At 68.7% G+C, this 22,278-nt stretch carries 15 protein-coding genes; 9 read left to right on the top strand and 6 right to left on the bottom strand.

Annotated features, from left to right (window positions below; genetic code table 11):
- Positions 1 to 2: 2 nt before the first annotated feature.
- Positions 3 to 935, top strand: coding sequence for a cobalamin biosynthesis protein (locus IE307_RS37420; RefSeq protein ID WP_191304195.1), 933 nt, complete (start codon positions 3 to 5; stop codon positions 933 to 935).
- Here the strand turns inward: IE307_RS37420 and IE307_RS37415 are convergent.
- Genes IE307_RS37415 through IE307_RS37400 form a run of 4 tightly spaced genes read right to left on the bottom strand, consistent with a single transcriptional unit; the run spans position 843 to position 3,300 of the window.
- Entirely contained in the window at positions 843 to 1,661 is an 819-nt protein-coding gene (locus tag IE307_RS37415; protein WP_191304194.1) for an SURF1 family cytochrome oxidase biogenesis protein, read from the bottom strand. The genes IE307_RS37420 and IE307_RS37415 overlap by 93 nt on opposite strands.
- Before the next feature lie 21 nt (positions 1,662 to 1,682).
- Positions 1,683 to 2,237, bottom strand: coding sequence for a PIN domain-containing protein (locus IE307_RS37410; protein ID WP_191304193.1), 555 nt, complete (start codon positions 2,235 to 2,237; stop codon positions 1,683 to 1,685).
- A complete protein-coding gene (locus IE307_RS37405; RefSeq protein WP_191304192.1) occupies positions 2,238 to 2,693 on the bottom strand; it encodes a helix-turn-helix domain-containing protein in 456 nt (151 codons plus the stop codon).
- 55 nt (positions 2,694 to 2,748) lie between these two features.
- The gene (locus tag IE307_RS37400; RefSeq protein WP_191304191.1) at positions 2,749 to 3,300 is read right to left on the bottom strand and encodes a DUF1349 domain-containing protein; all 552 of its coding nucleotides are present in this window, start codon (positions 3,298 to 3,300) and stop codon (positions 2,749 to 2,751) included.
- A gap of 114 nt (positions 3,301 to 3,414) precedes the next feature.
- Here IE307_RS37400 and IE307_RS37395 point away from each other — a divergent pair, with 114 nt between their 5' ends.
- Positions 3,415 to 4,713: a helix-turn-helix domain-containing protein gene (locus IE307_RS37395; RefSeq protein ID WP_191304190.1), complete on the top strand. Its 1,299-nt coding sequence runs from the start codon at positions 3,415 to 3,417 to the stop codon at positions 4,711 to 4,713.
- 15 nt (positions 4,714 to 4,728) lie between these two features.
- Here IE307_RS37395 and IE307_RS37390 read toward each other — a convergent pair whose 3' ends face one another.
- Positions 4,729 to 5,181, bottom strand: coding sequence for a low molecular weight protein-tyrosine-phosphatase (locus tag IE307_RS37390; protein ID WP_191304189.1), 453 nt, complete (start codon positions 5,179 to 5,181; stop codon positions 4,729 to 4,731).
- Between the two features lie 193 nt (positions 5,182 to 5,374).
- On the opposite strand from IE307_RS37390, the gene IE307_RS37385 reads away from it, so the two are divergent.
- The 5 genes from IE307_RS37385 to IE307_RS37365 all read left to right on the top strand — a co-directional run bounded on the left by IE307_RS37385 (position 5,375) and on the right by IE307_RS37365 (position 8,917).
- A complete protein-coding gene (locus IE307_RS37385) occupies positions 5,375 to 5,581 on the top strand; it encodes a hypothetical protein (protein WP_030472678.1) in 207 nt (68 codons plus the stop codon).
- A 36-nt stretch (positions 5,582 to 5,617) separates the two neighbouring features.
- Complete coding sequence (cobC, locus tag IE307_RS37380) at positions 5,618 to 6,613, top strand: Rv2231c family histidinol phosphate aminotransferase CobC (protein ID WP_191304188.1); 996 nt, start codon at positions 5,618 to 5,620, stop codon at positions 6,611 to 6,613.
- Entirely contained in the window at positions 6,610 to 7,431 is an 822-nt protein-coding gene (locus IE307_RS37375; protein ID WP_229905466.1) for a Nif3-like dinuclear metal center hexameric protein, read from the top strand. Before cobC ends, IE307_RS37375 begins: the two co-directional genes overlap by 4 nt.
- Entirely contained in the window at positions 7,428 to 8,165 is a 738-nt protein-coding gene (locus tag IE307_RS37370; protein ID WP_191304187.1) for a zinc ribbon domain-containing protein, read from the top strand. Before IE307_RS37375 ends, IE307_RS37370 begins: the two co-directional genes overlap by 4 nt.
- Positions 8,166 to 8,344: 179 nt before the next feature.
- Complete coding sequence (locus tag IE307_RS37365) at positions 8,345 to 8,917, top strand: hypothetical protein (RefSeq protein ID WP_191304186.1); 573 nt, start codon at positions 8,345 to 8,347, stop codon at positions 8,915 to 8,917.
- 61 nt (positions 8,918 to 8,978) lie between these two features.
- Here IE307_RS37365 and IE307_RS37360 read toward each other — a convergent pair whose 3' ends face one another.
- Entirely contained in the window at positions 8,979 to 11,774 is a 2,796-nt protein-coding gene (locus tag IE307_RS37360; RefSeq protein WP_229905465.1) for a tachylectin-related carbohydrate-binding protein, read from the bottom strand.
- Between the two features lie 335 nt (positions 11,775 to 12,109).
- On the opposite strand from IE307_RS37360, the gene IE307_RS37355 reads away from it, so the two are divergent.
- Both IE307_RS37355 and IE307_RS37350 read left to right on the top strand, forming a co-directional pair.
- Positions 12,110 to 21,754 (top strand): LamG-like jellyroll fold domain-containing protein, encoded by a 9,645-nt coding sequence (locus IE307_RS37355; protein WP_191304184.1) that lies wholly within the window; start codon positions 12,110 to 12,112, stop codon positions 21,752 to 21,754.
- A complete protein-coding gene (locus tag IE307_RS37350) occupies positions 21,754 to 22,125 on the top strand; it encodes a hypothetical protein (protein WP_191304183.1) in 372 nt (123 codons plus the stop codon). The genes IE307_RS37355 and IE307_RS37350 overlap by 1 nt, the downstream gene beginning before the upstream one ends.
- The last annotated feature ends 153 nt before the right edge of the window (positions 22,126 to 22,278 follow it).

Here is a 22,278-nt window from a genome sequence, read left to right as displayed (position 1 = left end):
CCGTGGGTGCGGGCCGCGCGTTGGGGTTGTTGCTGGGCGTGGCGGCGGACGCGGTGTTCGGAGATCCACGCCGATTTCACCCGGTAGCGGCATTCGGATCGACCGCGGCGGCCCTCGAGAAGCGCCTGTACGCCGACTCCGAGGCCGCCGGTGCGGCGTACACGGCCGCGCTCGTCGGCGGGACCGTGGCGGCCGGTGTCGCCGTGGAACGCCTGACGCGCGGGAACTGGCTGGCGCAGGCGCTGGCGACGGGTGCGGCGACCTGGGTGGTGCTCGGCGGCAACTCGCTGGCCACCGAGGGCACGTCCATGGGCCGCGAACTCGCCGACGGCGACCTCGACGCGGCCCGCTCACGCCTGCCCAGCCTGTGCGGCCGCGACGCCTCCCGCCTCGACACGACGGGCCTGGCGCGCGCGACCGTGGAATCAGTGGCCGAGAACACCTCGGACGCCGTAGTGGCACCGCTGTTCTGGGGCGCGGTCTCCGGCGTCCCCGGCCTGCTGGCGTACCGAGCGGCCAACACGCTGGACGCCATGGTCGGCCACAAGTCACCGCGCTACCTGCGCTTCGGCTGGGCCTCGGCCCGCCTGGACGACCTGCTGAACCTGGTCCCGTCGAGGCTGGCCGCGCTGCTCACGGTCGGCGGCGCCCCGGTCGTCGGCGGCTCGGCCTCCCAGGCCCTGGAGACCTGGCGCCGTGACGCGGCGGCACACCCGTCGCCCAACGCGGGCCAGGTGGAAGCGGCGTTCGCCGGAGCCCTGGAGATCAGGCTGGGCGGCCGCACCGTCTACTCGCACGGCGTCGAAGAGCGCCCGGTGCTCGGCCACGGCCGCAACCCGGACTCAGGGCACGTGACGCGTGCCGTGGAGCTGTCCCGCGTCGTCGGCTTCGGCGCGGCCCTCGCCGGCGCCTTCATCGCCCTCTTCCGCAAGTAGCTCGGCGATCGACTTCTTCTTGGCCCTGCCCTCGTAGAGCACACCACCCGGCCGCGCCTCGCGGATCGTGAAGTACAGCCACCCCCCGACCGCCATCACGCCGAACGCGATCCACTGCAGCGCGTAGGAGAAGAACGGCCCCGACTCGAGCCGCGGCAGCGGCAACGTGTCGAGCGCCCCCGGCTGGTCCTCGATCAGCTGGTAGTAACCGGGCTCGATGTTTTCACCGACCGCGTTGTTGTTGATCGAGTAGATCTGCTTGCGGCCGTCCTGCTCGAACGCGGGCTGGTCGTTCGACTCGTTGGGCCGTGCGAGCCCGACGAGCGTGACCTCGTTCGTGGGCGGTTTCGCGAAGTCGGGCGGCTTGATGCCGTTGACCGGCCGCACGTACCCGCGGTCGATCAGGATCCGGTGGCCCGTGGTGGTCTCGAACGGCGTGATGACCTCGAACGCCGCCTCGCCCTGGACGGTGCGGAGTCGTGCCAGCGCTTCCAGTTCAGGCAGGTACCGGCCCTTGATCTCGACCTTCTGCCACTCGTCGTGCTTCGCGCCGAACTGGGCGGCCTCGCTCTTCAGCGACTTGGTGATGGCGGAGTTCTGCTGCTGGCGCTCGTCGTTGCGGCCGAACTGCCACGGCGACAGCAGGTAGACGCAGGCACCCGCGAACACCCAGACGGCCAGGGTCAGCGCCAGCCAGCCCGGCTTGAGGAGGAACTTGAACCGCACGTCCTCACGGTAGATGACCGTTCAGAGCGCCCTGAGCGCGGCCACTGACTGCACCAACCCGCAGCGTTCCAGGGAGGCGAGGACGTCTCCGATCGTGCCGGGAGGATTGCGCCACGAGTTCGCGATCTGCTGGACGCAGCTCCACACGACCTTGGCGTCGAGCCCGATCTGGTCGCTGACGAAGTCGTCCGCGGACTTGGGCTCGATGTCCCAGAGACGCAGAGCTTCCGCCGGGAAGTCCTTGAGGTTGTCGGTCACGATCACTTGAGCACGGGTCCTGATCGCGGCGGCGAGCACGTGACGGTCGTCGGGATCCGGCGGGGTCAGCGTGGGGATCAGCGGTTGGTACCCGTTGACCAGGCAGTCCCGGACGGCCTTCACCATCAGGACCCGTGTGCGGTCGAGCAGGTGGTCTGCCAGGCCGGGCCGGTTCTCCCGGACGTTCCTGAACACCTCGTCCAGGATCTCCTCAGTCCACTTCGCCTGGACGAGGCCGGCCGCCGCGATTCGGATGAGCAGATCCCGCAGAGTGCTCGGGTAGAGGACGTTGGCGTCGTAGAGGACGACGAAGCTCACTCAGGCCATGCCCATCTCTTGGGTGAGTGCAGACAACTCGTCCGCGGCCTGCCGCCTGCGCTGGTCGTCGTCGCGCAGGTACTCCGTCAGCGACGCGGCCTTGATCCGACGGTGCTTGCCGACCTTCCGGTAGTCGATCGCACCGGCTTCGAGCAGCCCGATCAAGTAAGGCCGGGAGACGTTCAGCAGATCCGCCGCCTGCTGGGTGGTCAGCTCCGCGTCGACGGGAACCACGACCACCCCGTGGCCCGCGGCCATGTACGCGAGCACCTGCGTGAAAACCTCGACGGCGGCGCGCGGCAGCGTCAGCACTTCGCTGTCGTCTTCAACGCGGACACGGACCAGGTCCGCATCCTCCCGTGGGGTGTTCAGGTACGCCTTGACCGTGGGCAATGCTGCGTCAGCCGTGACGATGTCCCCGCTGTCGGGCTGTACCGGCTGCAGTGCTGCACTCATACGCATACACCTCCCTGTTCGAAGTATCCGCAGTATTCGAAGCAAACGCAACGCGCTATCGGGTGAGGTCGACCTCGTGGAACTGGGTCACGAACCCCTTGCCCTCCGGACTGGCGGCCATGATCCCGACGACGACCTCCGCGTCCGGCGGGAAGTACGCCTTGCGCAGCAGGTTCGTGGGCTCGGCGCCGTCCGTGCCGTACCGCACCCACACCGCGTCACCCTTACGCTCAGCGCTCACGGTGAACCGCTCGAACTCACCGACCAGCGCCAGGTTCCAGTCCGAGAACCCGCGCGTCACGACCGTGCTGGCCTGCAGCTTCCCGTCGAACACCTCGACCCCGGCCTTGATCCAGTTCTCGCCGTCGACGAGCAGCCCGACGCCGGCGTGGTCGTACTGCGCCGCGTACTCGCCGCTGAAGGTCGCGGTGATGGTGAAGTCACCGGTGACGCTCAGGCCGTAGAGGTGGCCGTTGTCGCGGACGACGCCGTTGCCGGTGAGGCGCCAGAAGTCGCTGCCGGGGTCGGCGTGCACGGTCAGCGGGGTGGGCGACCACTCGCGCGGTTCGTTGAGCCAGGTCCAGCCGGTGACGTCCATGGACCTCATCCAAGCACGCTCGACCAGCCACAACGACCGTCTGGCGACGCTCCTCATCGGTCCGGCCGATCACCTTGGCCGATGAACCGGGCTCGTGCCGGTGATCGGCATTACCTTCGAGCGATGGAGAGGTTCAAGGCCTGGTGGGACCGTCCCGAGATGCGCGACGCGCTCGCTCACCGCGACATCGGGACGGTCTTCCGGCTGCTCGTCGAGGAAGGTGTTTCGCAGCGGGAGATCGCGCAGGTCACGAGGCAGAACCAGTCGGAGATCTCCGAGATCATCGGAGGCCGCCGGGTCATGTCCTACGAGCTGCTCGAACGCATCGCTGTCAGCCTCGGCGTCCCGAGGGGCCACGTCGGGCTGGAGTACGGAGTGGTCAGTCCGCAGCCGGCGCAGGACGAAGCCGCGAAGCGTGCTTCGTTCCTGGCGCGCGCGGCCGAGGCCGTTGTGGGCCAACCGGTGTTCGGCGAGGCCGGGGAGGTGGCGCTCACGGCTGAAGAGACACCGGTGCCCGCACAGGTGGGGCCGAGCGATGTCGTGATGCTTCATCGCGTCCTGGGGGACCTGACAGGTTTGGAGTCGCAGTTCGGCGGAGGTGTGGTCCTGGCCGCAGTCGAGGGACAGCTGAGGTGGGCGCGGCGTCTGCTCGGGGTTGCGGTGCGTGACGCCGTCAGACCCGCTTTGTTCGAGGCAGTGGCGTTGCTGCACCGGCGTGCGTCCAGCGCGGCTTTCGACATGGGCCGTCTCGACCGCGCCCGCAAGCACTTGCTCGCGGCACTGGAGTTGACGCAGGACGCGCAGAACCTGCCCTTGCAAGCCATGCTGTTCTACTGCGCCGGCCGGATGGAGCAGTACCACGGGCCACCTGACGCGGCCTTGCGGTTGTTCCAGTTCGGTTACCCGGTGGCGCTGGCGTCGCGGTCGCCAAGGCTGTGCGCATTGCTGGAAGTGCGAGAAGCGCGCTGTTACGCGGTCATGGGCAATCGCGAGTCAGCGGAGCGAGCGCTCTCATCGGCCATGGAGAACTTCCACGCGGAGGGTGACCTGCCCGTGTGGCTGGAGTTCTTCGACGAGGCGGAACTTCTCGCCGCGGTCGGCGTGACGTGGGCTGAACTGGGCGAGTGGACCAGGGCAGTCGCGGCGATCCGCCGGAGCCTGCGTCATCGAGGTGACGGTGTCGCGCTGGCACGGTCGTTCGACCTGGCCGAGTTGGCGACGTGCCACCTCCGCAGCGGTGACGTCGACGAGGGAGTGCGGGTCGCGACGAGGTCGCTCGACCTCGTCGAGCAGCTCAACAGCAACCGGGCCCGTGATCGCCTGGGACCTCTGGAACGCGCGGCCCGGCGTGGTGGCAGCGAAACGTCCAGTGTCGTTCACCGGATCACAGAGACGCGCGAGCGCAAGGTCACGGCTTCCTGAAGAAGTGCTTCGTCCTCAGAGCCGCTCGCGCACCCACGCGACCAGCCCCGGCATCGCCGCCTCCGTCATGACCAGCACCTCGTCGAACCCGGCGGCGTCGCCGTAGTACGGGTCCGGCACGTCGGTCGAGTCGGCGTCCGGGTCGAACGAGCGGAGCAGCCGCACGCGGTCGGGATCGGCCATCCGGCGCAACGCGCGGGCGTGGCCGGAGTCGAGCGCCACCAGCAGGTCCGCGTCGAGGTGGTCGGCGCCGACCTGTGCGGCCACGTGGTCGACGGGATATCCGTTGTCCGCCAGTGTCTTCAACGCGCGCGGGTCGGCCGGGTCGCCGGCGTGCCACCCGCCGGTGCCGGCGCTGGACACCCGGACGTGGCCGGACAGTCCCTCGCGGGAGAGCCATTCCCGGAACACGAGCGCTGCCACGGGGGACCGGCAGATGTTGCCGGTGCAGACGAACGAGACGTGCATGCCGCGCAGCCTAAGCCTTGGAATCAGCCCAAGCCCTTCGGGAACGGGGGCGGCCTGCGCCGTTCCGCCTGTGCCGGGCCCGGGGCACACGTAGGCTCGGGAGATCACGTTGTCCGCCGAGGCTGAGCGCCGCCGCACGGTAACGCTCAAGCGTTGTCGCAAGATGTACGGACAAACGACATGGAGGCCGCCCATGCAGACAGGTACCGACGTGCCCCCGCAACGGGAGATCATCGGGTGTACCGACGCCCTCGGGCGCCGTCGTGCGTTCGAGGTGTACCTCAACGAGAAGGGGCGCGTCTGCTTCCGCACCCCGCCCGGTGAGTCGGCGCAGCTCGACGCGTTCCAGCTGGACGAGCTGATCAGCCACCTCACCGAGCTCCGCCGCTACATGCAGTGACGCGGTGCTCTGGGCCCGTCGCCTAGGATTCCGGCGATGACCAGCCCAGACCTGCGCCACCACGGTGACGTCGACGCCGCGCCGGGCCTCGCCGACTTCGCCGTCAACGTGCGGGTGCCGCACCCGCCCGATTGGCTGCGCGAACGGCTGGCCGCGGCGCTCGGCGAGCTCGGGCGTTACCCCTCGAAGCCGGCTGAAGAGCGCGCCCGTGAGACCGTCGCACGTCGTCACGGGCGCTCGCCGGACGAGGTCCTCCTGCTCAACGGCGCCGCCGAGGGCTTCGCGCTGCTGCCGAAGCTCGCGCCGCGCCGTGCCGCGATCGTCCACCCCGGCTTCACCGAACCCGAGGTGGCCTTTCGCGATGCCGGGATCCCGGTGGAGCACGTGCTCCTCGACGGCGACTTCCGGTTGCGCGAGGTGCGGTCGGACGCCGATCTGATCGTCATCGGCAACCCCACGAACCCGACGTCCGTGCTGCACGAGGCCGCCGCGCTCAAGGCGTTGCCCGGCAGGCTGGTCGTCGACGAGGCGTTCATGGACGCCGTTCCCGGTGAGCCCGAGTCGCTCGCGCACGACCCGGACGTGCTGGTGCTGCGCAGCCTGACCAAGACCTGGGGTCTCGCGGGCCTGCGCGCCGGTTACCTCCTCGGTGATCCGGAGACGCTCCGGCGCCTCGCGCACGGCCGCCCGCACTGGCCCGTGGGCAGTCTCACGCTGGAGGCGATCACGGCGTGCTGCGAGCCGTTCGCCCTCGAGGAGTCCGCGCGGTTCGCCCGTGAGGCGCAGCAGCACGCCGCGTACGCGTCGGAGCAGCTCCAAGACCTCGTCGTCGTTGCGCCGAACGGGCCGTTCCTGCTGATCAGGGCACCGAAGGGCGCGCGGCAGGCGTTGCGGGACAAGGGGATCGCCGTGCGGCGCTGCGACACGTTCCCCGGACTGGACGACACGTACCTGCGGGTGGCGATCCGGCCGCCGGAGGAGTTCGCGGTGTTCGTGGACGCGCTGCGGGTAGTGATGGAGGAACTGGCGTGAAGCTCGCCGACGTGATCGCGGTCCTGGAGTCCGCGTATCCGCCGAAGACCGCCGAGAAGTGGGACGCGGTAGGCCTGGTGTGCGGTGATCCGGCAGACGAGGTCACCAGGGTCCTGGTGTGCGTCGACCCGACGTCGGCCATCGTGCAGGAGGCCGTCGAGGCCGGGGCGCAGCTCGTGCTCGCCCACCACCCGTTGCTCCTCAAGGGCGTCAACGGCGTTCCCGCCGACGACCCCAAGGGCGCGTTGGTGCACAAGCTGATCCGCAACGGCGCCGCGCTGTACTGCGCGCACACCAACGCGGACAGCGCGCAGCCCGGAGTGTCGGACGCGCTGGCGAAGGCCATCGGGCTGACGGTCACGGGCCCGCTCGAAGAAGCGGCGGACGCTCCCGGCATCGGGCGCGTCGGAGAGCTCGCGGAGGCCGAGCCGCTCAGGGCGTTCGTCCAGCGCGTGGCCGACGCGCTGCCCGCCACCGTGCAGGGGGTGCGCGCCGCAGGCGACCCGGAACGCCTGGTCAAGCGGGTCGCGGTGTGCGGAGGCGCGGGCGACAGCTTCCTCGGGACGGTGCGGCGCCTGGGCGTCGACGCCTACGTCACCGCCGACCTGAGGCACCACCCGGCGAGCGAGCACGTCGAGTCCGGCGGGCCCGCGTTGGTCGACGTCGCGCACTGGGCCAGTGAGTGGCCGTGGTGCGAGCAGGCGGCGGGGATCCTGCGGTCGGCCTTCGGCGGTAGGGTCGACGTACTCGTCTCCACCCGCCGGACCGACCCGTGGACCGTCGGTGCGACGAGCCCATCAGCAGGAGGACTTGCGTGAAAGCCGATCCCGCAGTGCAGCGCAGGCTGCTCGACCTCGCCGAGGTCGACGCCGAACTGGCGCGTGTCACCCACCGTCGCCGCACGCTGCCCGAGATCGCGGAGATCACCGAGGCCGAGCAGCACAAGCGCGCCAAGCAGGACGCCCTCGTGGCCGTCGAGACGTCGCTCACCGACCTCGACCGCGACGTGAAGCGCCAGGAGACCGAGATCGACCAGGTCCGCGCCCGCGGCGAGCGCGACCGCAAGCTGCTGCAGTCCGGCACCGTCGGCGCCAAGCAGCTCACCGACCTCGAACACGAGCTCGCCACCATCCAGCGCCGCCAGGGCATCCTCGAGGACGACCTCCTCGAGCTCATGGAACGCCGCGAGGCCGTCGACGCCGACGCCTCCTTCGCCCGCGTCGAACTCCAGAAGGCCGGCGAGAAGCTCGAAGACGCCACCCGCCGCCGCGACACCGCCCTGGCCGACCTCGAGTCCGTGGAGACCAGGCGCACCGCCGACCGCTCCACCATGGCCAAGGGCTTCCCGGACGACCTGCTGAAGCTCTACGACCGCCAGCGCGAGCAGCGCGGCATCGGCGCGGCCCTGATCCAGTCCCGCCGCTGCGGCGCGTGCCGGATCGAGCTGGACCGCAGCGCGGTGTCGAAGGTCAAGGAAGCGGCGGCCGACGAGGTCGTGCGCTGCGAGGAGTGCGGCGCGATCCTGGTCCGCACCACCGAATCCGGCCTGTAACTCCGCACACGCCGCGACCGTTCGCCAGGACGAGTTCACGGCGGCCACGGCCTTCTGCGAGGCCGACGAGCGCGCGGGCGACCAGCGGCGACGCCGAACTCTGAAAGCGTTCTGCGTAACGGCTTCCGGTCGTCCGCGATACTCCACCAGGCCGCCGTTCAACCTCCTGGAGTCCGCTCGTGGGCGATTTCGAAGACCAACTGCGTCAGCAGGTCCACCGCGCCAGGCAGCAGGACGACCGCGAGAAAGACCAGATCGCCGAAGTGCTGGCGGGCATGGACGGCTACCGCGCGCAGTGGGCGGAGCAGGCGCGCGCGTTCGTGAAGGTGGCCGCGGAGATCGGCATCGCGCCGCACCGGCACCAGACCCAGCGCACGATCAAGAAGCGGTTCGGTCGCACCGCCACCGAGACGACGGTCCTGGAGTACCACCTGATCGGCACGTCCGGTGTCGGCATCACGCTGTCCGGTGACCTGGTCGAGGGCAGGGAGCAGCAGCCCGTTCTGCGGCCTCTCGGGGAGCTGAAGGCCGAGCTCGTCACGACGCTGCTCTACCGGGACTACCCGGCGGCCAGGGCACCTCGCTCCGAGGTGGTGGTGAAACTGAGCCACGGGCGGGTGAAGCACGGGGTCACCGCGGCCGGCGAGCTGCTCCTGGTGGGCGACCACGAGGGCTACGACACCTTCACGACCTTCGAGCACGAGCTGAAGAACAAGATCCGGGTCGCCCTCGGACGCGCCTGGAACGAATGACCGGCGCGCCGACGGAAGAAGGGGGCTGCCCAGGCGGGCAGCCCCCTTCCCGCGTTCGGCACTACTTCTTGGGCAGTTGCTGCTTGGTCGCCTTGGCGGGCACCGTCCTGCTCGACTTCTCCACCGAGGTCGCCGCGTCCGCGGACATGGCGAGGCTCGTGTCGGAGGAGTACGGGTCGGCGTCGATCAGGACGAACAGGCCGTCGCCGGTGTTGGCGAAGATCCGCTGCTCACCACCGGTCGCGCTCGCCGCGAACGTCACGTCGAACGGCGACTCCCACGCCTGGTAGGTCCACATCCGCCAGGTCGCGGAGTTCGGCGCCGTCTGGCCACCGCGGTGGATCCGGCCGTCGGTGGTGCGGGCGGCGACCTCGACGATGTTGAACTTGTTCAGCACCGCCTCGGGAGCGCCGGTGAACTGGAGCGCACCGCTGATGTCGGCCCAGCCCGCGAAGCCCGACGCGCCTTCCTTCTGCGTGTAGAGCTTGTTGTTGCTGGCGCGGACCACCAGCTGCACCTTGCCGTCGGAGAAGACGACGGCGGCCGGAGCACCGACGGCGGAGATGCCGGCGGCCACCCGGTGCGGACTCAGCGCGCCGTTGGCGAACTTCTTGACCGCTACCACGTTGGTGACGCTGGTGTAGGCGATCTCGAAGCCGTCACCGGACGGCACGATCGTCATCTCGCCGGTCATGTTGTAGGTGTCGGGCGCGGTGGCCTGACGCCACGGCTTGAACTCGCCGTTGATCCCGAACTGCTCGGAGAACCACAACTTGTTGTTGCCGTCGACGGCGAACGCGGTGAGCAGCTTGTTGTTGCCGCGCACCAGGATCGGCGAGGTGTTGAGCGCTCCCTTGAGGTCCTTCTGCGTCCACACGCTCGTGCCGGCGTTCGGGGCCGGCTCGATGAACGCCTTCGTCTGGGCGTTCGTGCCCCGCGCCATCACGACGACCTTGTTGTCCTCCTGCTGGGCGAGGGTCGCCCTGCCGGTGAACCCGGTGCTGGACAAGGGGTTGAACTCGACGCTCTCGGTGTCGGGCGCCGTCTGGTGAGCGCGGTGCACCGTGCCGTCGCCGTCGGCGTAGGTGAGCTCGAAGCGCGACTTCTGCGTGTTGTAGATCATCTCCGCCTTGTCGACCGCCGGTGCGGGCGTCTGCGGAGGAGTGATCTTGTCGGGGTTCTTGAGCTTGCAGGAGTCCACGTCGACCATCAGCTGCTGGAGGTCCGGCCACCAGGCGATGTATTCCTTCCACGTGTCCTCGGCGCCGTGCGCCCAGTCCTTCGTGGCGTTGTCGTAGCGGTACCAGAAGACGTCGGGGCCGCTGCGCCCGATGACGACGTCGCCACCGGCCGAGAGGATCTGCTGGTAGCCGTTCCAGCCCCACCCGAGGTTGCGCGCGTACTCGATCCACCGCTTGTTCTTGTGGTCGTAGTGGAAGCGGTACAGCGTGCCGTCCTGGACGTTGCGGTCGCGGGCGTAGATCACGCCGTCACCCGCGGCGAACACCTGGTCGTACTTGCCCCAGCCGTCGTCGATGACCTCCTGGGCCCAGGTGCCGGCCAGTTCGTTGTAGACGCTGTGCTGCAACTGTCCGTTGTGGAGCGCCGCGTAGACGTGGTTGTTGGTGTCGACCGTGATCTTGTTGAAGTTCGCGGGATCGGTCCACCCGGTCCAGCCGGTCGCGACCCGCACGCTGACGCCGCCGCGGTCCCAGCCGACGCCCTCGATCCAGCGGTGGCGTTCGACGTCGCCGTTGGACTTGATCAGGAACTTGTAGCCGTCGGCGCCCGCGATGAACCGCATGTCGGCCCAGCCGTTGCCGATGCGGCCCGTGGAGTGGTCCCACGCGGTCAGACCGCTTTCGGGCTCCAGGTACCTGCGCATGTACAGGCCGGCGTCGGGGCTCGAGCCCCACATGTTCGCGCTCGGCTTGCACACCACGTCGGTCGCGATGGGCTTGACGCTGCACGTGTCGACCGCGGGTGCGATCTCGTCGACGTCGCCCCAGGTGCTGATCTGCTGCTTCCAGCTGGCCGCGCCACCGTTCTCGAGGTAGCCGGTCGGGTTCTCGGCGCTCTCGGCCTTCCAGCGGTACCAGAAGGTCGCGCCACCGGGCGCGGTGCCGTAGATGATGTCGCCACCGGGAGAGGTGATCTGCTTGAAGCCGTTCCAGCCGCCACCGACGGTCTTCTCCCGCTGGGTGAAGCTGTTCGTGGCGTCGTCGTACTGGAAGCGGTAGAGCTGGCCGTCGTTCACGTTGCGGTCACGGGCGTAGAGGACGCCGGTACCGGCCGCGAAGACCTGGTCGTACTTGCCCCAGCCGGCCTCGATGACCTTCGTGGTCAGCACGCCAGTGGTGTTGTTGTACCTGTGCTGCTTGAGGACGCCGCTGTTGTCCACTGTGTACAGGGCGTTGGTGGGGTCCACCGTCAGCCGGTAGCGGTAGGCGGGGTCGTTCCAGCCCGTCCAGCCGGTCGCGATCAGCTTGCTGACGCCGTTGTCGGCCCAGCCGACGCCGTCGATCCACTGGTGGCGGCGGAGTTCGCCGTTGTCCAGGGTGAACCAGATGTAGCCGTCGGGACCCGCGGCGAAGTGGAAGTCCCAGCCGTTGCCGATGTGCTGGTCGCTGGTCCACTGGTTGTAGCCGGCGGAGGGCTCGTTCGTCGTGCGCAGGTTGAGGGCCGGGCTGTTCGAGAAGCTCACGAACACGTTGGCCTTGGGCTTGCAGAAGATCGTGTCGACGGCGTTGGCGACGTTGCCACCGCTCATGAGGACCGGTAGACCGGCGATCCCCACGGCTGCGGCGAGAGCCACCCTCGTCCAGCGTCTCCACGACCCGCTTTCGGGTCTGGTCATGGCTGTTGGTCCCCCAATTCCGGACATGCCAAAGCACGCGCTCGTCGCGCGGCAGGTAGCAGTGGACATCCCCCAGAGGATGCTGACGGAACGCTTTGTAGCAGACGAAATCCCCGGAAGGGAATCCTGCGGACGAACCTCTCGTCAGACGCTGTTCGTTACACAAGGTGAGCAGTCGCACATCCCTTGTGAAATCGATGTTTAGCGTCTTATGCTCCGGTCCGCCTGCATCTGGGGGCCTCACTTCCTGGGGGAAGATCACTATGACCGGCCGTAGAGCCGGGCGCTTCCGCGCGCCCAAATTCCTGGTTCCTGTCCTTGGACTGTTGCTCACCGTGACGCTCGTCATCGGTGTCGGCGGGTCGGGCATCACGGCGTTGCTGCCCTGGTTCACCGACGCCGGACGTGAGCTGGCCGAGCAACTCGACAGGGCCCGCGGGCTCGCCCCCGAGCAGGACCGCGGCACCGCGGACGGTCTTCCCTCCGAGAGCACCAGCGGCGAGGGCAACCTCGGCATGCCGGTCTCCGAGATGGCCCAGCACCCGCGGCCGAAGTTCGGGACGCCGGGGCAGGGACCCCGCAACGCCGCGAAGGTGGAGCAGGGCCCGAGCAACGTGACCGGGTACGACTCGGCCAGCAGCGTCCCGGACTCGCGGGCGCGCAACGAGACGACGTACCGCAACACCGACGGCACGCGGACCACGGAGTTCAGCGACACGCCGCTCAACTACCGCAAGGCCGACGGCACGTGGGCGCCGATCGACCCGTCCCTGGTCGCGGAGAACGGCTCGTGGCGCAACAAGGCCGACGGCGTCTCGGTCCACCTCGCGGGCAGGGCGGACGCGTCGTCGCTCGTCACGATCAAGCTCGACGACGCGCACGAGTTCGCCTACGGCTTCGCGGGCGCTCGGGGCAGCGCGGGTCAGCAGGCGGGTGCGACGGTCACGTACCCCGGGGTGGCCGACCACGCCGACCTGCGGATCGAGTCGGTTCCGGGCGGTGCCAAGGAGATCCTGGTCCTGCACGACCGCGCGGCGGCGCGGACGTGGGACTTCCCGTTGCGGCTCAAGGGTTTGACGGCGAAGGTCGTGGACGGCTCCGTCGTGCTGTCGGACGGGTCGGGCCGCGAACGCCTGAGCATCCCGCCCGGCTTCATGACCGATTCCGCGCCGCGCAGGGAAGACGTCGTTCCCGCGCAGTCGTTCGGGGTGAAGTACGAGATCACCGACGGCGGCCGCACCCTGCGGGTGTCGCTCGACTCCGCGTGGCTGGACGACCCGGCCCGCGTGTACCCGGTGCTGGTCGACCCGACGGTGTTCGAGGGCAGGCCGGAGGCCCGGCAGCTCGGCCAGGACGCGGTTCCCGGTGAGCTGACCATCGGCAGCGGCAAGACGGCGTTGCTGAAGTTCGGCGCGGTGAGCACCACGTTGCGCAACCACAAGATCTTCGGCGCGCAGCTGCAGCTCGTGAACTTCGACTCGGCGACGTGCAAGCCGCAGCCGATGGTGGTGCGGTCCGTCGCGGGCAACTTCACCGATTCCCCGCCCGCTCTGGGCGGTGCGATCGGCGGCGGGTCGTTCTCGCACGGCTTCATGTCGGTGGGGCAGACGCGGTCGTCGTGCCCGGCCGCGCCCGAGCTGATCGACCTCGGTGTCGGTGGCGAGCAGCTGGTGCAGGGATGGGCCAACGGCGGTGCGAACAACGGCATCGCGCTGCAGGCGCAGAACCAGTCCAACGCGAGTCAGTGGAAGAAGATCGTCGGTGCGGGAACGGCGAACCCGCCGAAGCTGTTCGTCACGCACAGCCCGTACAACGCCGAGTACGTGATCGACCAGCCGATCCCCGACCCGCCCCTGACGAGCCAGCAGGGCGGCAAGGTCAAGATCCGGGTCCGCAACACCGGTGCGAACGCGTGGGACCAGGGCAGCTACGACCTGGCGTACAAGGTCTTCAACGCCACCACGAACGAGCTGGTCGCGGTGAAGCACGCGGCGGGCCTGCCGGGCACGGTGAACCGCGGCGGCGAGGTCACGCTCGACGCGGCGATCGAGAAGCTGCCGTACGGCAAGTACATCTTCGACTTCACGATGCGGCACGGGAGCACGACGTTCACCGACGAGCAGGTGGCGCCGGGCCGGATCACGCTCGACGTGTTCAACCTCCCGCCAGTCGTGACCGACCAGTACCCCCCGTCGGGGTGGAGCGCGGAGACGCTGCGCCCGCAGTTCTGGGCCAAGGCGGAGGACCACGAGAACGACGGCATCAGCCACAAGTTCGAGGTCTGCGAGCAGGACCAGGCCGGAAACGCGGTGGGCTGCTTCGACTCCGGGTTCATCGCGCCCTCGTACTGGACGGTGCCGGAGAACAAGCTGCGCTGGGACCGCGTCTACCTCTGGCACGTGGCCGCGCGGGACAGCCAGGGCGGTGAGAGCCCGTACACGGAATGGTCGAGGCTGTTCGCCTCGGTGCCGCAGCCCGAGGTCACCTCGAGGATGGGCAACGCCCCGTACACCGGCAACGGTCTCGGGTTCGACCCGATGGTCGGCAACTACACCACCGCCGCGATCGACGCCGCCGCCGCGACGACGGGCCCGGAGCTCAACGTCGCCCGCACGTACAACAGCCTGGACCCGCGGGCGAAGCTGACGTTCGGCAGCGGCTGGTCGACCCGCTACGACATGCGGATCGTCGAGGACGGCGACGGCAGCGGCAACGTCGTGGTCACCTACCCCGACGGCCAGCAGGTGCGCTTCGGCAAGAACCCCGACGGGAGCTTCACCCCGCCGCCCGGTCGTGCCGCCACGCTGGCGAAGTCCGCGTCGGACTGGAAACTGGTCGACAAGGACCGCACCGTCTACGGCTTCACCCCCGCCGGTCTGCTGTCGTCCATCAAGGACAGTGCGCAGCGCCTGGTCGAGCTGGAGTACAAGGACGACAACGGCAAGAAGCTGCTGGACAAGGTGATCAGCCGGACCAGCAACCGGGCGTTGTTCTTCGCCTGGAACGCCGAGAAGACCCACGTCGAGTACGTGCGCACCGAGCAGGTCGACGGCTCCGCGCTGGAGTGGAAGTACGTCTACGACGCCGACCAGCTGCGTGAGGTGTGCGACCCGACGGCGAAGTGCACGCGCTACAACTACGAGAAGGGTTCGCACTACCGCAGCACCGTGCTGGACTCCCGCCCCGACTCCTACTGGAGGCTCGGTGAGGCCGGCGGCGACGACGCGAACAGCCAGATCAGCATCAAGCTGGGCAAGGACCTCGGCAAGTTCGTCGGCGTCGGCGCCCCGAACCAGAACCAGACCGGCGCGCTGAACGGCAGTGACGACCGCGCCGTGCGCCTGGGCGGCGGCAGCCACGTCACGCTGCCGGAGAAGTCCGTCAACAAGCACCGCGACCTCGCGATCGAGCTGTGGTTCAAGACGACCTCGGCCGGTCCGCTGGTCGGCTACCAGGACAAGGCGATCGGCGAGACGCCCGGCCGCGGCGTCCCGCTGCTGTACGTCGGTTCCGACGGCAAGCTGCGCGGCCAGTTCTGGCAGGGCGGGATCAACCCGATCACGTCGTCCGGTGCGGTGAACGACGACAAGTGGCACCACGTGGTGCTGTCGGGCTCGGTGGCCAGCCAGACGTTGTTCCTGGACGGCAAGGTCGTCAACACGACCCCGCTCGAAGGACCGATCGACCACGCGCTGCTGCAGTTCGCGCAGGTCGGCGCGGCGAACACGACGGGTGCGTGGCCGTCGATCGCCTCGGGCCGCACGTCGTTCTCCGGTCTGGTGGACGAGGTCGCGTTCTACGCGCGTCCGCTGGGGCTGAGCCAGGTCGCGACGCACCACGCCGCGCAGACCGCGGGTGACCAGATCACCGAGGTCACCATGCCGAGCAGCACGAACCGGGTGGCCGCGAGGATCAGCTACGACCACACGCACGACCGCATGCGCGAATACGTGGACAGCGACGGTGGTCGCTGGCAGCTGGGCGTCCCGACGGTGGGCGGCAACGAGGAGAACATCGTCCGCTCGGTGCGGGTGGTGGATCCGGGCAACCGGCCGCAGTACTACGACTTCGACGGCCTGAAGGGCCGGATCCTGCGGCAGGTGACGCCGATCGGCGCCGGTGTCCGGCCGGAGGACATGGTCGGCCGCGACTGCAAGACCAACGGCGACGGCATCACCACGTGCGAGGGTCTCGTCGTGGCGCTCGGCGTCCGGTTGTTCGAGTACGACAAGTCGGGCTTCCAGCAGAAGATCCACGACGAGGTCGGCAACGAGGTCCAGCTGATCCACGACGAGCGCGGCAACCTGACGCAGAAGGTCAGCTGCCGGGAGAAGCGCGCGGACGGGACCTGGGACTGCCAGACCACGCACTACAAGTACCAGGCGCCCACGGGGGATCCGACCGATCCGCGCGCGGACAAGCTCCTCGAGACCCGCGACGCCCGGTCGTCCGGTCCGGCGGACAACACCTTCCTGACGCAGTCGAGGTACACCGATTTCGGTGACCTGGAACAGGAGACGAACCCGGACGGCGGGTCCACGTTCCACCGCTACACCGACGGTTCGACGCAGGCCTACGACTCCACGCCGCAGAACCCGGCCCTGGAACCGTTGCGGCTGCTGAAGTCGACCACCGACCCGCGCGGCGCGACGACGGTCAACAGGTACTACCGCAACGGTGACCTGGCCGAGACGAAGTCCCCGGCCGGCATGCTCACCGTGTTCACCTACGACGTGCTGGGCCGCAAGAAGACCGCGACGGAGTACTCCGACTCCGTCCCGGGCGGCGCCACGACGTCCTACAAGTACGACAAGCTGGGCCGGGTCACCGAGGTGACCTATCCGGCGACGAAGAACGCCGTCACCGGTGTGACGCACGTGGAGACGGCGAAGACCGAGTACGACGCGGACGGCAACACCACCGCGGCGGAGCTCGTCGACTCGCAGGACCCCGGCAACCCGCGCCGGTCGACGTTCGAGTTCGACGACTACGGCCGCATGGTCAAGACGATCGGCCCGGAGGGCAACGAAGCCTCGTTCGGCTACGACGTCTTCGGCAACCGCACGTGGGCGATCGACGCCAACGGCGTGAAGACGGCCTTCACCTACACGGCCCGCAACAAGGTCGCGCAGGTGAGGCTCGTCGGTCACCACGGCAAGGCGATCACACCCGGTGCCACCGGTTTCGACCCGCTCGACCCCAAGACGCCGTTGCCGGACCTGGTGCTCGAGTCGAACCAGTACGACCACAGCGGCAAGCTGATCGTGCAGACCGACGCGATGGGCCGCCGCACCGAGACCTCCTACTACGGCGACGGCCTGGTCAAGGAGATCCGGGCCAAGGCGGACAACAAGACCGGCACGCCGGCGGTCACGATCCAGCAGAACACGTACGACGCGGCGGGCAACCTGACCCGTCAGGTCGGCATGGGCGGCAAGGTCGTCGTCCACGAGGTCGACGCCACCGGCAGGCTGAAGTCGTCCGTCCAGGAACCCGACACCCTGCGCCGCCGCACCGACTACACCTACGACGTCAGCGGCAACATCACCAAGCTCACCCGCGGTGGCGCGCACTCCAACACCGGTCCGTACTCGGCGGCGTTCTCCGAGGTGGTGGACTTCGAGTACGACCTGTACGGCCGTCAGGTCAAGGAGTCGACGCGCGGTTCGGCCGGACTCGCGGTCACGCGCAAGAAGTACGACCAGCGCGACCTCGTCACCTCGGTCATCGCGCCGCTCGGCAACGTCGCCGGCGCCGTCGAGGCCGGTCACACCACCGAGTACCGGTACGACGAGCGGGGCCGTTCGGTCTCGATGATCTCGCCTCCGGTGACGACCGAGCAGTTCGGCCAGTCCCCGTCGGTGAACCGCCCGGTCTCGACCACGGGCTACAACGCGTTCGGTGACGTCACGCACGTCCGCAACCCCGCGGGCGGCGTGATGACCATGGCCTACGACAAGGCGGGCCGTGCCGTGCGCACGACCTCCCCGTCGTACCAGGCCCCCGGATCGAGCACGCCGGCCACCGGTGTCGCCTCGGTCGAGTACGACGCGATGGGCCGCGCCACCAAGACGACCGATCCCTCCGGCGCGTCGATCTGGATGTACTACGACCAGCGCGGCCGGCTGGTGGAGAAGCGCGACCCGAACCCGGACGAGCGCACGACGCCGGGCGGTTCGTGGCGCTACACCTACACCGACAACGGCGACCTCCTGTCCACACAGGACCCGACGGGCGGCACGACCCAGCGCACCTACGACCAGTTCAGCCGCGCCGTCACCCAGACCGTCCTGGAGACGAAGCCGCAGCCCGCGGCGTTCGAGACGAAGTTCGCCTACGACGCCAAGGGCAACCTGGAGACGGTGACCTCGCCTCGCAACGAGGTCACCCGCTTCGGCTACGACCTGCTGGGCCAGAAGACCAGCGTCACCGACGCCGCCGGCGTCGTCACGCAGCTCGGCTACGACTCGTTCGGCAACCAGGTCTACTCCCGCGACGCCCAGGGCCGTGCGTCGTACCAGCGCCTGGACCAGGCGGGCAACAAGGTCCTCGACCTGAGCCTCGCCCCGAACGGCCAGGTGCTGCGGCAGGGCAAGTACACCTACGACGTCGCGGGCAACCAGCTGACCGCGACCGACCCGCTCGGCAAGGTCACCAAGAACACCTACGACGCCCTCGGCCAGCTCACCGCGCTGGAAGAACCGGTGTCGGCCACCGAGTCCATCACCACGTCCTACGGCTACGACACCTCGGGCCGCCGGACGCGCGTGACGGACGGCCGCACGAACTCGACCTTCTACACCTACAACGCCCTGGGCAAGCCGGAGTCGGTCGTCGAACCGTCCACCCCGGCCCACCCGAACCCCGCCGACCGCACGTGGACCACCGCGTACGACACCTCCGGCAGGCCCACGATCATGACGGCGCCGGGTGGCGTCACGCGGACCCGTGAGTACGACGGTCTCGGCCGTCTGCGCAAGGAAACCGGCGCGGGCGCGGCGGTGTCCACAACGGAACGTCTGGTCGGCTACGACCTCGTCGGCCGGCCGACGTCCGTCTCGGCTCCGGGCGGATCCAACACCTACGAGTACAACACCCGCGGTCTGCTGACCTCGGCCACCGGCCCGTCCGGTGACGCGAGCTTCGGCTACGACGAGGTCGGCCGCCTGTCGACGAGGACGGACGCGGCGGGCACGTCGTCGTTCAGCTACGTCAACGGCCGCCTCAACTCCGCCCAGGACGGTGTGTCGGGCGCGCTGGTCGCGTTCGGCTACAACGCCGCGGGCATGGTCGAGTCGATGAACTACGGCTCCGGCCGGGTTCGCACGTTCGGCTACGACGACTTCGGCCGCGAAACCAGTGACACCACCAAGAACTCCACCGGTGGCACCGTCGCGTCGGTCGGTTACGAGTACGACCTGGCCGACCGGCTGAAGAAGAAGACCACCACCGGAACCGCCGGTGGCGGTGAGCAGACCTACGGCTACGACGACCTCGGCCGCATGACGTCGTGGACCTCGGGCGGGGCCACGACCGAGTACGGCTGGGACAAGTCCGGCAACCGGATCCGCAACGGCGCCAAGACGTCGACCTTCGACGCCCGCAACCGCCTCGAGTCCGACGGCGACTACACCTACAAGTACTCGCCGCGCGGCACCCGCGAGTCCCGCACCTCGTCGGGCTTCGAGGAGAAGTTCGAGTTCGACGCCTTCGACCGCCTCGCGAAGGTCGGTTCGGCCACCTACACCTACGACGGCCTCGACCGCCCGGTCACCCGAGGCTCCAAGCAGTTCAAGTACTCCGGCCCCGACACCGACCCGGTCTCCGACTCGACGTCGTTGTTCGGCCGCGGCGCCGGCGGCGAACTGCTGTCGCTCTCGTCCGGTTCGGACAAGCGCTTGTTGTTGTCCGACAAGCACGGCGACGTCGTAGGCGGCCTGGACGCCTCCACCGCCGAACTGAAGGACTCCACGTCCTACGACCCGTGGGGCAAGGTGACCGCCTCCACCGGCACCAAGCGCGCCGTGGGCTTCCAGGGCGACTGGACCGACCCGGACAGCGGCCACGTCAACATGGGCGCCCGCTGGTACGACCCGTCCACCGGAGGCTTCGCCTCACGGGACTCCGTCGACCAGGGCGGCCCGGGATCCGGCGGCTTCAACCGCTACTCCTACGGCGTCGGCTCCCCGGTCAACGGCTTCGACCCCAACGGCCACAACTGGTTCAGCGACGCCGTCTCCTGGGTCGGCGACAACATCTCCACCATCGGCCACACCGCCCTGGACGTGGCAGGCCTCATCCCGGGCTTCGGCGAGATCGCCGACGGCATCAACGCCGTCTGGTACCTCGCGGAAGGCAACTACACCGACGCCGCCCTCTCCGCGGCGGGCATGATCCCGTTCGGCGGCTGGGGCGCCACCGCGGCCAAGTGGGGCAACCGCGGCTACGACGCCGTCCGAGGCGCCGACAACGTCCCGACCCCGCGCAGCCCCGACGCCCCGCACCCCCGCCGCCCCGACGGCCCGAACGCGGGCAAGGGCCCCGACGGCATGCCGTTGAAGAAGACGGACGTCCCGAACGCCTCGAAGTCCCTGCCCGACCCACGCAAACTGGCGGCAGAGGCGGCAGCCAGACGCGCCGCAGCGGCAGCCGCCGCCTACCAGGCAGCGGTTCGACGTACAGCTGCCGCGAAGGCGGCCGTTGCCCGCGCCGTCAAGACCAACCCGATTCCTACTCTGAAGGCGGCTCTCAAGCCGCGCATCGCCAACGCCAAGAACATCATCTCGGCGATGCCCAACGCCCCGGCCCGCATCGTGCAGACCGCGGTCACCAACGTGCAGGACCTGAACAAGGTCTACGAGACGATCAAGACCGCGATGCTCGGGGTGGGCAAGGAGGTCGTGAAGGAGGCGGCCCAGGCCCAGGTCGCCGAAACCCTTGCCACGATGGGTGTTCCGTACGCCGAGGACATCCTCGACATCGCCGGCGGTTCGAAGAAGAAGAAACGCACGGGCGACAAGGGCAAGGAAGCCAAGCAGAACGCGGCGGCGGGCGGCTCCTGCCCCGTGCCGTGGGCGGCGTCGAACAGCTTCGTGCCCGGCACCCTCGTCGTCATGGGCGACGGCTCGCGCAAGAAGATCGAGGACCTGCGAGCCGGCGAGCACGTCCTGGCGACCGACCCGACCACCAGTACGTCCGGCCCGCGTGAGGTGACCGAGGTCCGCACCAAGACCTCGGAGCGGGTCATGGTCGAGCTGACCGACAGTTCGGGCGGCAAGATCAAGGCGACCGATGAGCACCCGTTCTGGGTGGAGTCGGAGAAGCGCTGGGTCAAGGCGATCGATCTCAAGCCGACGTACCGGTTCCTCACCGCCGACAACCGGTCGGCTGAGGTCACGGGGACGCGGACTTGGAGTGGGATCGAGAAGGTCCACAACTTCACGGTCGATGGGCTGCACACCTACTACGTCGCCAGTTCTCGGGAGGCTGCGCCACTCCTCGTCCACAACGAGGACCAGAGAAGTCCGGACTGTGACGAGAGCCTTTCCGGCCCTTCACTCAGCGCTGGGGCGCTCAATCACGTGCTGCACGGAGAAGTTCTTGATAACGGCACGAGATTTGCGGGCTGGCACCTTCACCCCGATCAGACTGGCGGCATCCCCGACGACCGATTCATCGGGGGTACGCTGCGAACCACAGACGACGGTAGCGTCAGGGTAGTCGGCGGGCAGGTCGGAGCGCGCTTTTCCGACGGCAGCATCGTCGCAAAGGAAGCGCGAGCCGGTCACACCTTCTTCCCCTCTGACTGGACAGCCAGCGACATCGAGGCAGCCGGCCGGGAGCTCTTCGCTCGCGGCAAACCCAAGAACAACGGCACCAAGGTCACCGGAAAGTTCAACGGCGTCTCGATGACCGGGTATCTGGAGAAGAACGCCGACGGCAACTACACTCCATCAACCTTCTTTCCTCAAGGAAGATGATGAACGAAGTCGCGAGTGACGAGGATTGGTCATACACGGTTGATGAGGACGGGATGGTTGTCCCGTCAGGGCCTCCAGGGACGACGGAGAACGCGCGCATCGGGCTGGAAACCCTATTTGACCCGATCGGCAACCTGGACGCGGCGGAAGACTTCCTTGTCCAGTGGCGTGTGTTGCGCGACGAGCACGGACCGAAGTACTCGATCGACACGCCGAGCGCCTGCGTGGAGCGACTCGACGAGGAGTGGACCGAAGTTCAAGACCTGTATGGGCAGTTCGAGGACTTCAGGATGAGAGCAGCGGAGTTCGAACGAGCCCTGGTGCGCCTGGTCGAATTCATGAAGACCCCGGAGTTCAAGAAGTCGCGGTAGGCGTCTCGGGAACTGGTCTTCGGCCGGGACTTCGCCGACCTGATCAGGTCGGCGAAGTCCCGGCCGTCGTCGGCATGACGGTCCGAACACTTCACACTGATCAACACAGCCGGGATCCCGAACATGACCGCGAACGCCAACTCAGCCGCTTCG

The organism is Lentzea cavernae (assembly GCF_014653695.1).
GTDB lineage: Bacteria > Actinomycetota > Actinomycetes > Mycobacteriales > Pseudonocardiaceae > Lentzea > Lentzea cavernae.
The sequence above is the reverse complement of the archived record's forward strand: the minus strand, read 5'-3'. Positions and strand labels throughout refer to the sequence as shown.

Bases quoted from the DNA above. Each gene is read 5' to 3' on its own strand.
- IE307_RS37385 (WP_030472678.1), top strand. From the start codon at position 5,375: ATGCAGACAGGTACCGACGTGCCCCCGCAACGGGAGATCATCGGGTGT.
- IE307_RS37395 (WP_191304190.1), top strand. From the start codon at position 3,415: ATGGAGAGGTTCAAGGCCTGGTGGGACCGTCCCGAGATGCGCGACGCG.
- cobC (WP_191304188.1), top strand. From the start codon at position 5,618: ATGACCAGCCCAGACCTGCGCCACCACGGTGACGTCGACGCCGCGCCG.
- IE307_RS37405 (WP_191304192.1), bottom strand. From the start codon at position 2,693: ATGAGTGCAGCACTGCAGCCGGTACAGCCCGACAGCGGGGACATCGTC.
- IE307_RS37350 (WP_191304183.1), top strand. From the start codon at position 21,754: ATGAACGAAGTCGCGAGTGACGAGGATTGGTCATACACGGTTGATGAG.
- IE307_RS37390 (WP_191304189.1), bottom strand. From the start codon at position 5,181: ATGCACGTCTCGTTCGTCTGCACCGGCAACATCTGCCGGTCCCCCGTG.
- IE307_RS37360 (WP_229905465.1), bottom strand. From the start codon at position 11,774: ATGACCAGACCCGAAAGCGGGTCGTGGAGACGCTGGACGAGGGTGGCT.
- IE307_RS37400 (WP_191304191.1), bottom strand. From the start codon at position 3,300: ATGAGGTCCATGGACGTCACCGGCTGGACCTGGCTCAACGAACCGCGC.